This is a genomic window from Streptomyces sp. NPDC001056 (genome assembly GCF_053598955.1).
Genome location: NZ_JBSFLI010000023.1, coordinates 38,646 through 52,774, shown reverse-complemented (window position 1 = coordinate 52,774; position 14,129 = coordinate 38,646). Strand labels below are relative to the sequence as shown.

Sequence of the window (14,129 nt, the reverse complement as noted above, 5' to 3'; positions counted from 1 at the left end):
GGCGCTGACCTCGTACCGGCCGCGTGCCGGGCGAAACCGCCTGCCGCCGACCGCGGTTCGAGACGGCGGCCTCCAGATCACAGGCCCCGCGGGGCAGCAGCTCCCCCAAGGGGGCGAATCGGCCCTCGGAGCCGCGGAGTCGATATGCCACTCGACAACATATGCCGGTCGCCGATATATATAGGCGGCATGAGTGACCGACCGCTTCAGGAGCCGACGCTGCTCCTCCTCACCGCCCTGGCCGACGAGCCCAGGCACGGTTACGGACTGATACAGGAGATCGACGCGATCTCCCGGGGCCGCGTGCGGATGCGCACCGGCACCCTCTACGGCGCCCTGGACCGGCTGCTCCAACAGGGCCTGATCCGGGTCGAACGCGAGGAGGTCGTCGACGGCCGGGCACGCAAGGTCTACGCCCTCGCGGAGCCCGGCCGCTCCGTGCTGGCCGCCGAGACCGAGCGCCTGCGCACCGTCGTCGCCGAGGCGGAGCGCCGGATGGCCGCCCGCCGTGCCACGGCCACCGGCCCGAAGGGAGCCCTCGCATGACGGAGCAGCGCCCGCCGCGCGCCCTTCGCTGGGCGGTACGCCTCCACCCGGCCGCCTATCGCGCCGAGCACGAAGCCGAGTTGACCGCGATCTACACCGAGGCGACACAGGACGCCGGCCCGCTCGGCCGGCTGCGCGAGGCGCTCGACGTCGCCGGCCACGGCCTGCGGCGGCGCACCGGTCTGGGCTCCGACCGGATGGCCGGTCAGGTCCTCGCGCACGCGGCACCGCTGACCGTCGCCGCCGCCGCGGGCGGCAGCGTGGCGAGCCTGCTGTGGCTCTTCGCCCCCGGCGTCCGGGGCCTGCCCTCGGCGTCTTCGCTCCCGGGTGTGCTCCTCCTGGCCGACCAGGGACTCGTGCCGCTGTTCTGGCTGGCCGCGCTGACGGCTGTCTGGACCGGCCGCTGGAGCGTGGCCCGGACCCTGGTCGTGCCGGCGACGGTGCTGCGGCTGGCCGACCTTCCCCTGCTCCTGCTCGCCCACTCCTTCCACGACACCTACGCGGGCGCTGCGCTGAACCTGATCGTGCCGCTGCTCACCGGCGCCATGGTCCTCGCCGCGCCCGGGGACCTGCTCGGCGCCTCCCGGCCGCAGCGCACCGCGATCGCGGGCACCACCGCCCTGACCGCCGTGCTGTGGGTGGCGGATCTCGTCGGCGTCTACCACCCCCTGGTGGGGGGACCTCCCCTCATCCATGCGCTCTGGGCCGGGGTCCTCGCGGCCGCTCTGCTCTTCAGCAGGCGTGACCGGTTGACCGCCGCGGGGCTGGCGGTGGCTCTGCTGCCCGGCGCGCTGAAGATGACCGTGTCACTGCTGTACCCGATGTCCCCCGCGGGCGTGGGCGCCCTGCTCGTCATTCTGCTCAGCGGCGCGGTCTCCGTCGTGCGCGCGCGCCGGCGCCGCGCCCAGGTGATCCCGCCGAGCGCGGCATAGCGGGACTTCGCGGGACCCCGGCCGGCGGCCCGGACCGAGCCGGGCGCCTCCGCCGGGTCACAGCCCGAGAACCCGGGAGATCGTCCGCAGGACGCCGTTCTCGTTGTTGGACGGGGCAAGGTGGCGGGCCCGGCGGACGACCTCCGGGTGGGCGTTGGACATGGCGAAGGACCACTCCGCCGCGTCCAGCATCTCCAGGTCGTTCAGGTAGTCGCCGAAGACCATGGTCTGGGCCGGGGTGATGCCCAGGGTCCGCTGGAGGGCCCGCAGGGCGGTGCCCTTGCCGGCGGTGCGGGTCATGACGTCGACCCAGTGCTCGCCGGAGACGACGACCTGGTGGGTGCCCGCGAAGGGGGCGAGCGCGGGCGCGGTGGAGCGCTCGGCGGACCGGAAGTCGAAGACCGCGACCTTGATGAAGTCGTCGTCCACCGCGGTGACGTCGTCGACGACGCGGTGTTCGACGTAGTAGCGGCGCACCTCGGCCAGAAAGGCCTCGTCGGTCCGCTCCACGTATGCGGCCCGTTTGCCGCAGACGACGGCGCCCGCGTCGCCGCCGGCCGCGTTCAGCCCCCGTACCGCCTCCGCCACCCCGGCCGCGACCGAGCGGTCCAGCGGGTCGGAGCTGAGTTCGGCGCCGTCGCGGACCACGTAGGTGCCGTTCTCGGCGATGAAGACCATGCCCTCGGCGACGTCCGCGAACTGCCGGGCCAGCGTGGCGTACTGGCGGCCGCTGGCGGGGCTGAACAGCACGCCGCGCCCCCGCAGTTCGGCGAGCATCGGCCACAGGCCGGCCGGGATCCGCTTGTCGTCGTCCAGCAGCGTGCCGTCCATGTCGGTGACGATGAGCCGGATGTCCGCGGGGCCCGCCGGGAGGCCGGGAACGTCGAGGAGGGGCGTGGGTATGGCGGACATGTCCTGCTTCCGGCCGGGGTCAGGGTACCCGTCCAGTGTCCCTCATGGGGGAGAACCTCCCCGGGCCGCCCCGAACCGCCGACCGTGCGCGGTTCCCGGGACAGCGCGATCGGGCGGCGGCACAATGACGGCGGGCACCCGCACGACAGAGGGGCGAGAGACGTGACCGACGGTGACGCTGTGACCACCGGAGCGCGGCTGGACACGTCCGTGGCGCACAACGCCCGGGTGTGGAACTACTGGATCGGCGGCCGCGACCACTACGAGGTCGACCAGCGGGTCGGGGAGCACATCGCCGGGATGTTCCCGGTGATCCGCGAGGTGGCCCGCGCGGACCGCGGGTTCCTCGCGCGGGTGGTGCGCCACCTCACCGCCGAACAGGGCCTCCGGCAGTTCCTGGACGTGGGCACCGGCCTGCCCACCGTGGAGAACACCCACGAGATCGCGCAGCGCATCGCCCCCGAGTCGCGGGTCGTGTACGTCGACAACGACCCGATCGTGCTGGTCCACGCCCGCTCGCTGCTCACCAGCTCCCCCGAGGGTGTCACGGACTACGTCGACGCCGATGTGCACGACCCCGACGCCATCCTGCGGCGCGCCGCCGACACCCTCGACCTGGACCGGCCGGTCGCGCTGATGATGCTGGGCATCGTCAACTTCGTCATGGACACCGACGAGGCCCGGGACATCGTGCGGCGGCTGATGGCGGCGCTGCCCTCCGGCAGTCACCTGGTGCTCACCCACCCCACCACCGACCCCGAGGTGGGCGGCGAGGGCAACGTCGCCGCGATGGAGTTCTGGAACGCCCACGCCACCCCGCCGATCACCGCCCGCGGCCGCGCCGAGATCGCCTCCTTCCTCGACGGCCTCGACGTGGCGGAGCCGGGCCTGGTGCCCTGCTCCCAGTGGCGCGCCGAGCCGGGCGCCGCTCCGGTACCGCAGTTCGGCGCGCTCGCGGTGAAGCGCTGACGCCGCAGCGGCGGGCACCCGCGGGACGCGCCCCCTCGTCCGATGCCGCGCGAGCCGTGCGCGAGCGCGGACAGCGGCACCCACCGGAACCACCTGTACCCCCGACCCCACCGGGCCCCGCCCGCGGAGGACACGTATGACCACTCTCGCCGACCCCGTGCCCGGCGGCCGCCCCGCCGACCTGAGCCGGGTCGCCGCCCTCACCGCCATGCTGGCCGCCCAGGGCGTGCGCGGCATCGTCCTGGCCTACGTGGACACGGCGGGCGTCACCCGGGTGAAGACCGTTCCGACGGCCCGTCTGGAGGCGGCGGTCTCCTGGGGCGTCGGGATGTCCCCGGTGTTCGACACCTTCCTGGCCGACGACTCGATCGTCACCACCGACGTCCTCGGTTCCCCCGACGGCGATCTGCGGCTCTACCCGGACCTCGACCCCCTGGTGGCGCTGGCCGGGCAGCCCGGCTGGGCGTGGGCGCCGGTGGACCGGATCACTCAGGAGGGCGAGCGGCACCCGGGCTGCGCCCGCACCTTCCTGCGCCGTACCGTCACCGAGGCGGCCGAGCGGCACGGGCTCGCCTTCAAGGCGGCGATCGAGGTCGAGTGGGCGGTCGGGCTCGGCTCGGCGCCCGCCGGGGAGTACGTGCCAGCGGTGTCCGGACCGGCGTACGGCGCGATCCGGCAGGTGGAGCTGGGCGACTACCTCGCCGATCTGCTGGGCGCCCTCGACGCCCAGGACGTGGACGTCGAACAGGTCCATCCCGAGTACGCGGCCGGGCAGTTCGAACTGTCGGCGGGCGCTCTCGACCCGGTGGCGGCGGCCGACCGCAGCGTGCTGGTGCGCCAGACCGTCCGGGCGGTCGCGCAGCGGCACGGGCTGCGGGTGTCGTTCTCCCCCGCGGTGCTCGCCGGGAGCGTCGGCAACGGCGGCCATGTGCACCTGTCCTGCTGGCGCGACGGCGTCAACCTGCACGCGGGTGGCGAGCGCCGGTACGGCATGACGCCCGAGGCGGAGTCCTTCGCCGCCGGCCTCCTGGCACACCTGCCCGCGCTGACGGCGGTCACCGCGCCCAGCCCGGCCAGCTACCTGCGGCTGCGGCCCTCCCAGTGGGCGGGCGTGTTCACCGCGTGGGGCCGCGAGACCCGCGAGGCGGCGCTCCGGCTGGTGACCGGCAGCGCGGGCCGGCAGCGGCAGGAGGCCAACCTGGAGGTGAAGCCGGTCGACCTGGCCGCCAACCCCTATCTGACGCTGGGCTGTCTGATCGCCGCGGGACTCGACGGGCTCGCGGCGAAACGCCCGCTGCCCGAGGAGGTCACCGGCGACCCGGCCCGCTACGGTGCGGACGAGGCCGCGGCGCTCGGCGTACGACGGCTGCCGACCGCCCTGCCCGAGGCGGTGGCGGAGTTCCGCGCGGACGAGGTGCTGCGGGCCGCGCTCGGCCCGGTCCTCGCGGACGCGGTGAGCGCCGTACGGCTCGGTGAGGCGGCCGCCGCCGAGGGGCTGGACGACGCGCAGGTGGCGGCGGCCTACCGCTGGACGTACTGACCATGGCACCCGCCGGACCGGTCCACGAGGCGCTGGCCGCACTGGAGTTGGTGGACCACCACTGCCATGGCGCGGTGACCGCCGACCTGGCCTTCGACCGGTTCGAGTCGCTGATCACCGAGGGCGGGACCTGGCCCGGCGTCTCGCCCTTCGACAGCCCCGTGGGCGTCGCCGTACGACGGCACTGCGCGCCCCTGCTGGACCTCCCCCGTCACGCGACGCCGGACGCGTACGTGGCCCGGCGCGCGGAACTGGGCTGGCGGGAGGTGAACCGGCGGTTCCTGAGGGCGGCGGGCGTCGGGACGTTCTGCGTGGACACCGGGTACGCCCCGCATCCGGTCACCTCCCCCGCCGAGCTGGCCGCCGCGGCGGGCGCCGCCGCGTGCGAGGTCGTACGGCTCGAACAGCTCGCCGAGGCGGTGGCCGCGCGGGGTGTGGAGGCGGGCGAGTACGCGGCCGTCTTCCGCACGGCGGCCGAGGAGGCGGGACGGCGGCCGGGGGTGGTGGCGGTGAAGTCGGTGGCCGCCTACCGCACCGGGTTCGCCCTGGCCCCGGAACGGCCGTCGGACGCCGAGGTGACCGGGGCGGCGGAGCGCTGGCTCGCCGACGGCGGCCGGCTCACCGATCCGGTCCTGGTACGGCACCTGCTGTGGACCGCCGTCGACCTGGGCCTGCCGCTGCAACTGCACACCGGTTTCGGGGACGCGGACGTACGGCTGCACCGGGCGGACCCCGCGCTGCTCACCGACTGGCTGCACCGGATCGCCGGGACCATCCCCGTCCTGCTGCTGCACTGCTGGCCCTATCAGCGCCAGGCCGCCTATCTGGCGGCGGTGTTCGAGCGGGTGTACCTGGACGTGGGGCTCGCCCTGCACTACACGGGCCCCGCGCGGGCGCGGGCGGTGCTGGCGGAGGCCCTGGAGATCACCCCGTTCCGCAAACTGCTGTACAGCTCCGACGCCTATGGTGTCGCGGAGTTCCATCACCTGGGTGCCCTGTGCTTCCGGCAGGGCCTCGCCGAGCTGCTGCAAAACCGTGTGGACGCCGATGAGTTGAGCCTGTCCGACGCCCTGCGGATCGCGTCCTGGACGGGCCGCGACAACGCCCGCCGCCTGTACGGACCGCCCCTGTCCGAACCGGTCCGCGATCCCCGCGGACGCCCCACCCGGAAAGTATGATCAAGCAATGTCTGACATGACCGAGACCACGCCCGGCTGGCTGACCACGGACGAGCTGGAGATGGCCAGGGCCCGGATGCCGATCCTGTACGTCGAGGCCGTGCCCGTGCGGGTCGACGACAGCGGCGAAGTCACCAGCATCGGACTGCTGTTGCGCATCGGACCGGACGGTACGGTCAGCCGGACCCTGGTCTCCGGGCGGGTGCTGCACCACGAGCGGGTCCGCGACGCGCTGCTGCGCCATCTGGAGAAGGACCTCGGACCGGTGGCCCTGCCCCGGGTCCCCGCCTCGCTCCAGCCCTTCACGGTCGCCGAGTACTTCCCGACGTTGGGCATCACCCCGTACCACGACCCGCGCCAGCACGCGGTGTCCCTCGCCTACGTCGTCCCGGTCACCGGCGACTGCCGCCCCCGCCAGGACGCCCTGGACCTGGTGTGGTTCAGTCCCGAGGAGGCCGCATCGGTGACCCTCCAGAGCGAGATGCCGGGCGGCCACGGCGCGCTGCTGAAGCAGGCACTGGCCCACGTGGGCCTGGTGTACTGACCCGGTTCCGGTGCCGGGGCGGCCGACCCGCCCCGAAACCGGACCGCGCCCGGCTCCCCGTCCCCGCAAGGTTTCTGCAAGGCACCGGCAAGGCTTCCGTCCGGTCGCCCCGGGCAGATCCGGAGCAACGGCCCGCAGGGGGCACTCGGGAGAGACGGGGGTACAGCATGTCGGCGTTGGGTTCACAGGCGGATCCGTCGGCCACCGGCAGGGAATGGCGGACACTGATCGGCCGCAAGACGGTCCTGGCCGTCGCGCACACGCTCACCTACGCGAAACGACTGGTCGACATCCTGTCGCTGGTGGAGGACGACTTCCGGGTCCAGGTGGCGTTCACCGCGCCGCCGCACGTCTTCGGCGACGAGGTACCGCGGTTCCTGCGGCGGCTCGGCTGCGCGGTGCTGCCGTGGGAGGAGGCCGTGCGCCTGCCCTTCGACGTGGCGGTGGCGGCGGGCCCGAAGGGCGTCGAGCGGCTCTCGGCGCCCCTGATCACGCTGCCGCACGGCGCCGCGTACCTCAAACTCGTTCCCTCGGCCACCGGACCGGGGGTCGCCGGGCTACGCCGGCAGGACGTCGCGCCCGGCGGGAAGTTACCCGCCGCCGTGGTCATGCCGCACCACGCCGACCTCGCGGAGCTGGCCCGCCACTGCCCCGAGGCGGTACCGCTCGCCCATGTGGTCGGGGACCCGGTGTACGACCGGATGTCCGTCAGCCTGCCGCTGCGCGACCGCTATCGCGCGGCCCTCGGGCTGCGGGAGTCGGAGAAGCTGGTGGTCGTCGCGTCCACCTGGGGCGCGCGGTCCTCCTTCGGCCGGTTCGAGGCGCTGCTGCCCCGGCTGCTCGCCGAACTGCCCGGCGAGCGCTACCGCTGCGTCGTCCTGGCCCACCCGAACGTGTGGTCGGGACACGGTGCCTGGCAGGTCAGGTCCTGGCTGACGCGCTGCGCCCGGCTGGGCATCTGCCTGCTGCCGCCGGAGGCGGAGTGGCGCAGTGTGCTGATCGCCGCGGACTGGATCATCGGCGACCACGGGTCGGTCACCCTGTACGGCACGCTCACCCCGGCGCCGATCCTGCTGGCGTCGTCACCGGCGCAGGACATCAACCCCGCCTCCCCGGCCGCCGCGCTCGCCCTGACGGCACCGGCGCTGTCCCCGGTGCACCCGCTGGTCGACCAACTCCACTACGCCGCCGCCGAGTATCGGCGCGAGGAGTACGCGGCGATCAGCGCGCGCATCACCTCCGAACCGGGGCGGTTCCACCGCAACATGCGGCGGCTGCTGTACCGGACCCTCGGGCTCGGGCAGCCCGCCCATGCGCCGGTCACCGCTCCGCTGCCGGCGCCGTCGCCGTTGAGCGCCTGGCCGACGGCGGGGCAGGAGGTGCCGGCATGAGCGGCCTGGTCGTGGTACGGCTGCTGCCCGCGGACGGGGAGGCGTTCGGTGCCGCTCCGTGGGCGGGTCCGGTGCTGCGGGTGCGCATGGGGTCGGCGGGGTCGGGCGCGGAGGTGATCGCCGAGGCCGGTCGAGTCCGGCCCGGGGCACGGGCGTTGCCGGAGGGCGACGAACACTACGCGGTGAACGCCGAGGCGGCCCCCGAGAACCGCCGGCTCGCCTGCGCCGACGTGCTGTACGCGGTGCGGCCGCGGCCCCCGGCCGCGGCGGTGCACTGGCTGACCCGGGTGGCGGACCGCCATCCGTCGTGCGCGCTCGCCGCGGTGCCCGTGACCGGCGGCGGCTGGCTGGCCCTGGCGGGCCCGGCCGGTGGCGGACGGAGCGGCGGCGGGCCGCGGGTCGTGGCCGGGGCGGTCGGTCCCGACCAGCCGCTGCTGGCGTCCTGTCTGCACGCGTGGCTGGTCCGGGGGCGCTCACTCGCCGAACTGGCGTATGTACGGCCCCTGCGGCAGGTCACCGCGGGCGGTCGGACGGCGGCCGGCGCGTGCGCTCACCCCAGGCGGCGCGCGTCGGCGGGGCTGGTGACCTCGTAGAGGGAGCGCGCCTCGGCGAGGCACGCGCGGGCCTCGTCGCCGTCGCCCTGTTCCTGTGCGCTCCGCCCCAGCATCTCCAGGGTGCGGGCCTGCCAGTGCAGGGCCCCCGAGGCGCGGAACACCTCCAGTGCCTCGGTCAACTCCGCCATGCCCAGGGCGTGTTCCCCGCCCTGGGCATGGGCCCGGCCGAGGAAGGCCAGGGCCCGGGTGGCGTCGTGCGGGTCGGCCACCTCGATGAGGATCCGCCGGGCCTGTTCGAGGAGCGGGACCGCCCGGACCGCGTCCTCCCGGCGCAGGGCGGTCTCGCCGAGCAGGATGCCGGCGAGCGCAACGCCCCGGCGATAGCCGCACTCCTCCCAGATCCGCACGGCGAGGTTCAGGTGCCGCACCGCCTCGTCCATCCGACCGCCTGCCATATGGCAGGTTCCGAGTCCCAGTTGGGCCTGCCCCTCGTCGCGGACGTCACCGGCGGCGCGGGCGGCCTCCAGGGACCGGGTGTACCAGGCGGCTGCCTCCTCGGTGCGCCCAGCGGCGGAGAGGCCGATGGCTCCGGAGTTGAGCATCTGGCGTTCGGCCTCGGCGTGCCCGTCGGCGCGTGCGGCCTCCAGACCGATGGCGTGGGCCTCGGCCCACAGGTCGTAGTAGCGCAGCCGGAGGAACAACGGCCACATGGCGTCGACCAGTTGCCAGGCGGTGGCATGCCAGCCCCGCCCGGCGGCCGCGCGCAGCAGGGCCATGAGGTGGTGGCGGTGGGCGTCGAGCCAGTCCAGCGCCCCCTTCTCGGCGGCGAACGGAGCGGGTGGCGAGGACGGATGGGCGTAGGTCCTCGGGAGGGTCAACTGGGCCGGGGTGATGAGTTGTTCGGCCGCGGTGGTCGTCCGCAGGTACCACTCGGCGACGCGGCGCAGTGCCTCGGCCCGGTCGTCCTCTCCGTCGTGGGCCTCGGCGCAGGCGCGTGCGTGGACCCGGACGAGATCGTGGAAACGGAAGGTGTCGGGGCCGATGTCCTCGACCAGGTTGGCCTCGATCAGTTCGTCCAGCCGGCGTTCCGCCCACTGCTCGCTCTCGGCGCAGCCCGCGGCCGCCGTGCGGGTGTCGAAGGTGGGCACGGGGAGCGTGCCCAGCGTGCGGTAGAGACGGGCGGCCCGCGGGTCCAGCACCGCGTACGACGCGTCCAGGGCCTTGCTCACCGTGATCTCCCCTTCCACTTCCAGTGCGGCCAGCCGGTCGGCGTCCGGCGCGAGGGAGTCCGCCAGGGCGGCGATGGGCTGCCGGGGGCGTGCGGCGAGGCGGGCCGCCGCCAGGCACACCGCCAGGGGAACGCCGGCGCACAGCTCGACGACCTGTTCCACCGCGGGGAGTTCACCCGCCACACGTTCCTCGCCCACCCCGCGCGTGAGCAGTTCCAGGCCGGCGGCGGGGCCGAGGGCGTCCAGCCGGAAGAACGCCGCTCCGTCCAGGCGCAGTCCGGTCAGCCGCCGTCTGCTGGTCACGACCACGAGGGCACCGGAGCCACCGGGCAGCAACGGCCGGATCTGTGCCGCGGTGAAGGCGCTGTCCAGCATGACGGCGACACGCAGCCCGGCCGTCACCGACCGCCACAGCGAGGCCTGTTCGGCGAGTCCGACGGGTGGGGAGGCGACGCCGAGGGCCCGCAGGAACTGCCCGAGGACCTCGCCCGGGTCCGCGGGCCCCTCCGCCGCGTGGCCGTACAGGTCGGCGTACAACTGGCCGTCGGGGAAGGCCGCTTCATGGGTGTGCAGCCAGCGAGAGACCAGTGCGGTCTTGCCGATCCCGGCCGGACCGTTGACCACGATCAGCGGGGGCCCGGCCTGCGCGTCGCCTCCGCTGGTCAGCAGGCCGTCGAGTTGCGAGAGTTCGTCCGTACGGTCGGTGAAATGATGGGGTACTGGGAGGAGTTGCCGGGGAACCGGTAACGACTCCTTCCCCGGCATGTGGACGTGGACGTCACGGGCCTGGACCACCGGACCCGAGAAGGTGCCGTTCGAGATGCTGTTGCCGACTCCGCCGTCCCGGCCGGCCTCTCCCGTCGCTCCCATCCGTTTCTCCCCCGCCCGTTGTCATATTCACCAGTCACCCAGCTCTGCCCTGACATGGCACGCCGTATTCGGCATGGGGAACAATCCGGCCATTGGGTGGCATCCCGTGGTGCTCTTGAAGGCGGCGCGTCCACCCCGCACAGTGGAGGGGCCAGACGAACGGGACGGGGGAGGGTGTCGCGCATGGATCCGGTATCGGTGGGGCTGCTGACGGCTCTGGCGGGAGGGGCCGGCGGGGAGCTGGGCCGACAGGCGTGGACAGGGCTCGGGGAGCTCGTACGGCGTCCGTTCCGGCGTGCCGCCGTGCCGGACGGGGAGCGCGTGCCCGACGGATCGGGAGAGGCGGACGGGTCCGGAGAGGCGGAACTGGCCAGGCTGGCCCGGGACCCGGGCGACGCGGCGGCCGCGCGGGCGCTGAGCGCCGTGCTGTCGCTGCGAGCCGCGGCCGACGCGGAGTTCGGGGAACGGCTGCGGCGGTGGGACGAGTCCGCCCGGCGGGTCTCCCTCACGAGCGGGGACGTCCACAACTCCATCTCGGGCGGCACGTTCTCGGCGCCGGTCATCCAGGGGCGCGACGTCACGGCCACCTTCGGGACGCCCTCGGCCGACGGCTGATCGCCACCGGCCGGGCACCGCACCGACCAGGGACTTTCCGCCGTAGGTCACAGGTTGCGTGCGGATTCGGCAAGAGCCGGCCAACGGCTGCGCCAGAGGCCACAAAACAATGGCAAAGGGGGCTGGGGGCGGGTCTGTCGCGCGTGCGAGGGTGCGGGACATGAGCACAGAGCACGTCCTCGACCACCGGCCCGACGGGCACATACGCGCGCGCGTACGCGAGAGCGCGAGCAAGGTGCCGGAGGTCACCGTCTACTTCTGGATCGTCAAGGTCCTCACCACCGGCATGGGCGAGACCGCCTCGGACCTGCTGGCGCGGGTGCTGGGCCCGATTCCCGCGGTCGGCCTCGGCGGTCTCGCGTTCGTCGCCGCCCTCGTGCTGCAGTTCGCCGTCCGCCGGTACGTGGCCTGGATCTACTGGACGGCCATCGTCATGGTGAGCGTGTTCGGCACGATGGCCGCGGACGTGCTCCACGTGGGCCTCGGTGTGCCGTACACCCTGTCCACGCCGCTCTTCCTCGTCGCGCTGGCCGCCGTCTTCGCCCTCTGGTACGCCAGCGAGCGGACCCTGTCGATCCACACCGTGCGCACCCGCCGGCGCGAGTCCTTCTACTGGGCGGCCGTGCTCGCCACCTTCGCCCTGGGCACCGCGGCGGGCGACCTCACCGCGACCATCGGCCTCGGATACCTGGGCTCGGTCGTCCTGTTCGCGGTCGCCATCGCGGTCCCGGCCCTCGCCCACCGCGGCGGCCTCCTCGGCGCGGTGACCGCCTTCTGGGCGGCGTACGTCATCACGCGCCCGCTCGGCGCCTCGCTCGCGGACTGGATGGCCGACCCGACCGGGCGTGGGGGCCTCGGCTGGGGGCTGGGGCCGGTCACCCTGTCGTGGACCGTGGCGATCGTCGCGTTCGTGGCGTTCTTGGCGGTGTCGCGGCGGGACAGCAGGTGACGGGTCGCCACGACCGATGACGGGGCAGGCCCCGTGGGACGTGTCCCACGGGGCCTGCCCGCTGTCGCGGCCGCTGCGGTCAGCGCGTCGCGCCCGCGCGGAAGCGCCGGTACAGAGCCGCGCCGCCGGCCAGCGAGGCCGCGCCGGCGAAGGCGGCCGTGAGCGTGCCGTCGGAGCCGGTGTGGGCGAGGGTGCCCGTCGGCTGGTGGACGGCCGCGGACGGCTCCGGCGCCGAGCGCGCGGGCGGCACCTGCGGCTGGGCCGGGTGCTCGGCGCGCGGCGGGGTGCTCCGCGGGGGTGTCACGGGCTGCGTGGCGTGGGTACTCGACGTGTTCTCGGAGTGGTTGCCGAAGACGGGGTTGAGGATGCCCACCACGTTGACGCTGTCGCCGCTGATGTTGACCGGCAGGTCGACCGGCAGCTGGATGCCGTTGCCGGACACGGCGCCCGGCGAGCCCTTCTCCGCCGAGGCGGCCGTGGCCCCGCCCCCGTTCGCGGCGCCGCCCTCGGTGGTGGTGCCGCCGCCCGTGTTGGCGCAGCTGTTGCCCATCGCGGGGTTGAGCAACCCCACCACGTCCACGGTGTCCCCGCACACGTTCACCGGGACGTGTACGGGGAGCTGGATCCCGTTGCCGGAGATCAGCCCCGGTGAGCCGACCGCGGCGCCGTCCGCCGTGGAGTCGGCGTACACCGGCCCCGCCACAGCGATCGCGCCCGAGGCGGCCGCGAGGGCGATCACACCGTTTCGGGTAACCCGTTTCATAGGTTCCCTGCCTTCCAGACTTGATCGCGGGCACTCGCCCGCACGGAAGTAAACGGCGGGAAAAACCCGTGAGTTATGGCTTGTCAATCTTTCGGCCGGTATATGCCACGAACGCTGTCCTCCGCGGGCTCGGCTGTTGATGTCTTGTCGTACGAGGACCACCACCGCGGCGAGGCCGGGCGGGGCGGCGGTGCTGCCTGCTCGGTCCGGTTACGCGGGGGAGCGCTTCAGGGCTCGTACGTGAAGGAGAGGCCGTTGCTGGTCCCGCCCGGTGAGTGCACGGTGACGGTGAGGGTCCCCGCCGGTCCGGCCGGAGAGGTGGCGACGACCTCGTCGTCGGAGATCGGGGCGAAGGAGGCCGCCGGGCCGGCCCCGAAGGAGACGTCGTCGATGAAGGTGAGACCGCTCCCGGAGATGAGGACACCGGTTCCCCCGGAGGTCGGTCCGTGGTCGGGGGCGATGCTGGTGATATGCGGGACCGGAACATAGATGTAGTAGGGGTTGCCCTGGTCGGACGGGCTGCTGCCACCCGGTGTGGTGACGGTGACGACGACCGTTCCGGTCCCCGGGGGAGCAGTGACCGTGATCTCGTTGTCCGAGGTCACGGTGATGTTCGTGCCGGTGCCGGGGCCGAACGTGACCGAGTTGGTCAGCGACAGGTCAGTGCCGTAGATCGTGACGGTGTTCCCCCCTGCCACCGGCCCCAGGCCGGGGTCGACGCTGTTGACGACCGGCGCGGGGACGTACGTGTAGCCGACGGCGTTGCTGACGCCGTTCGCGGTGGTCACCGTGACATCGACCAACCCCGCCGCATGCTGCGGCGCCACAGCAGTGATCTGACCATCACCATCCACCGTGAACACAGCCGCCACACCACCGAACGAAACCAACGTCGCACCACTGAACGCCGAACCCGAGACAACCACCGCGTTCCCACCCGCAATCGGACCCTCAACAGGAACAAGACCCGTAATGTGAGGAGCAGGAACGGAAACATACGTATACCCGACCGCGTTACTGACACCGTTCGCAGTGGTCACCGTGACATCGACCAACCCCGCCGCATGCTGCGGCGCCACAGCAGTGATCTGACCATCACCATCCACCGTGAACACAGCCGCCACACCACCGAACGAG

General features: G+C 73.6%; 14 protein-coding genes. 10 read left to right on the top strand and 4 right to left on the bottom strand.

The annotated features are described in order from the left end of the window. The first annotated feature begins 189 nt into the window (after positions 1-189). Together ACWDD7_RS25320 and ACWDD7_RS25315 are read left to right on the top strand one after the other, a co-directional pair. A complete protein-coding gene (locus tag ACWDD7_RS25320; RefSeq protein WP_392215733.1) occupies positions 190-546 on the top strand; it encodes a PadR family transcriptional regulator in 357 nt (118 codons plus the stop codon). After that, positions 543-1,478: a hypothetical protein gene (locus ACWDD7_RS25315; protein WP_450459033.1), complete on the top strand. Its 936-nt coding sequence runs from the start codon at positions 543-545 to the stop codon at positions 1,476-1,478. Before ACWDD7_RS25320 ends, ACWDD7_RS25315 begins: the two co-directional genes overlap by 4 nt. 57 nt (positions 1,479-1,535) lie before the next feature. Here the strand turns inward: ACWDD7_RS25315 and ACWDD7_RS25310 are convergent, their stop codons facing one another. Beyond that, the gene (locus tag ACWDD7_RS25310) at positions 1,536-2,390 is read right to left on the bottom strand and encodes a Cof-type HAD-IIB family hydrolase (protein ID WP_351868634.1); all 855 of its coding nucleotides are present in this window, start codon (positions 2,388-2,390) and stop codon (positions 1,536-1,538) included. 180 nt (positions 2,391-2,570) lie between these two features. On the opposite strand from ACWDD7_RS25310, the gene ACWDD7_RS25305 reads away from it, so the two are divergent. The 6 genes from ACWDD7_RS25305 to ACWDD7_RS25280 all read left to right on the top strand — a co-directional run bounded on the left by ACWDD7_RS25305 (position 2,571) and on the right by ACWDD7_RS25280 (position 8,605). After that, positions 2,571-3,359 (top strand): SAM-dependent methyltransferase, encoded by a 789-nt coding sequence (locus ACWDD7_RS25305; protein ID WP_450459032.1) that lies wholly within the window; start codon positions 2,571-2,573, stop codon positions 3,357-3,359. A gap of 136 nt (positions 3,360-3,495) precedes the next feature. Continuing rightward, positions 3,496-4,899 (top strand): glutamine synthetase family protein, encoded by a 1,404-nt coding sequence (locus ACWDD7_RS25300; protein ID WP_351868639.1) that lies wholly within the window; start codon positions 3,496-3,498, stop codon positions 4,897-4,899. Between the two features lie 2 nt (positions 4,900-4,901). After that, positions 4,902-6,077 carry an amidohydrolase family protein gene (locus ACWDD7_RS25295; RefSeq protein ID WP_450459031.1) on the top strand — a complete coding sequence of 392 codons (1,176 nt, stop codon included), beginning with the start codon at positions 4,902-4,904 and terminating at the stop codon, positions 6,075-6,077. Between the two features lie 16 nt (positions 6,078-6,093). Continuing rightward, positions 6,094-6,621, top strand: coding sequence for an NUDIX hydrolase family protein (locus ACWDD7_RS25290; RefSeq protein ID WP_450459087.1), 528 nt, complete (start codon positions 6,094-6,096; stop codon positions 6,619-6,621). A gap of 167 nt (positions 6,622-6,788) precedes the next feature. Further along, positions 6,789-8,012, top strand: a complete 1,224-nt coding sequence (locus tag ACWDD7_RS25285; RefSeq protein WP_450459030.1) for a hypothetical protein — start codon at positions 6,789-6,791, stop codon at positions 8,010-8,012. After that, entirely contained in the window at positions 8,009-8,605 is a 597-nt protein-coding gene (locus ACWDD7_RS25280; protein WP_450459029.1) for a hypothetical protein, read from the top strand. The genes ACWDD7_RS25285 and ACWDD7_RS25280 overlap by 4 nt, the downstream gene beginning before the upstream one ends. Here the strand turns inward: ACWDD7_RS25280 and ACWDD7_RS25275 are convergent. Further along, positions 8,563-10,665, bottom strand: coding sequence for a tetratricopeptide repeat protein (locus tag ACWDD7_RS25275; protein WP_450459028.1), 2,103 nt, complete (start codon positions 10,663-10,665; stop codon positions 8,563-8,565). The genes ACWDD7_RS25280 and ACWDD7_RS25275 overlap by 43 nt on opposite strands. 183 nt (positions 10,666-10,848) lie before the next feature. Between ACWDD7_RS25275 and ACWDD7_RS25270 the strand changes: the two genes are divergently transcribed. Next, positions 10,849-11,280: a hypothetical protein gene (locus ACWDD7_RS25270; RefSeq protein WP_450459027.1), complete on the top strand. Its 432-nt coding sequence runs from the start codon at positions 10,849-10,851 to the stop codon at positions 11,278-11,280. Between the two features lie 160 nt (positions 11,281-11,440). After that, the gene (locus ACWDD7_RS25265; RefSeq protein ID WP_351868654.1) at positions 11,441-12,229 is read left to right on the top strand and encodes a COG4705 family protein; all 789 of its coding nucleotides are present in this window, start codon (positions 11,441-11,443) and stop codon (positions 12,227-12,229) included. Between the two features lie 79 nt (positions 12,230-12,308). Here the strand turns inward: ACWDD7_RS25265 and ACWDD7_RS25260 are convergent, their stop codons facing one another. Continuing rightward, positions 12,309-12,968: a chaplin gene (locus tag ACWDD7_RS25260; RefSeq protein WP_450459026.1), complete on the bottom strand. Its 660-nt coding sequence runs from the start codon at positions 12,966-12,968 to the stop codon at positions 12,309-12,311. 251 nt (positions 12,969-13,219) lie between these two features. After that, a partial coding sequence (locus tag ACWDD7_RS25255) for an IPT/TIG domain-containing protein (protein WP_450459025.1) occupies positions 13,220-14,129 on the bottom strand: 910 nt, incomplete at its 5' end.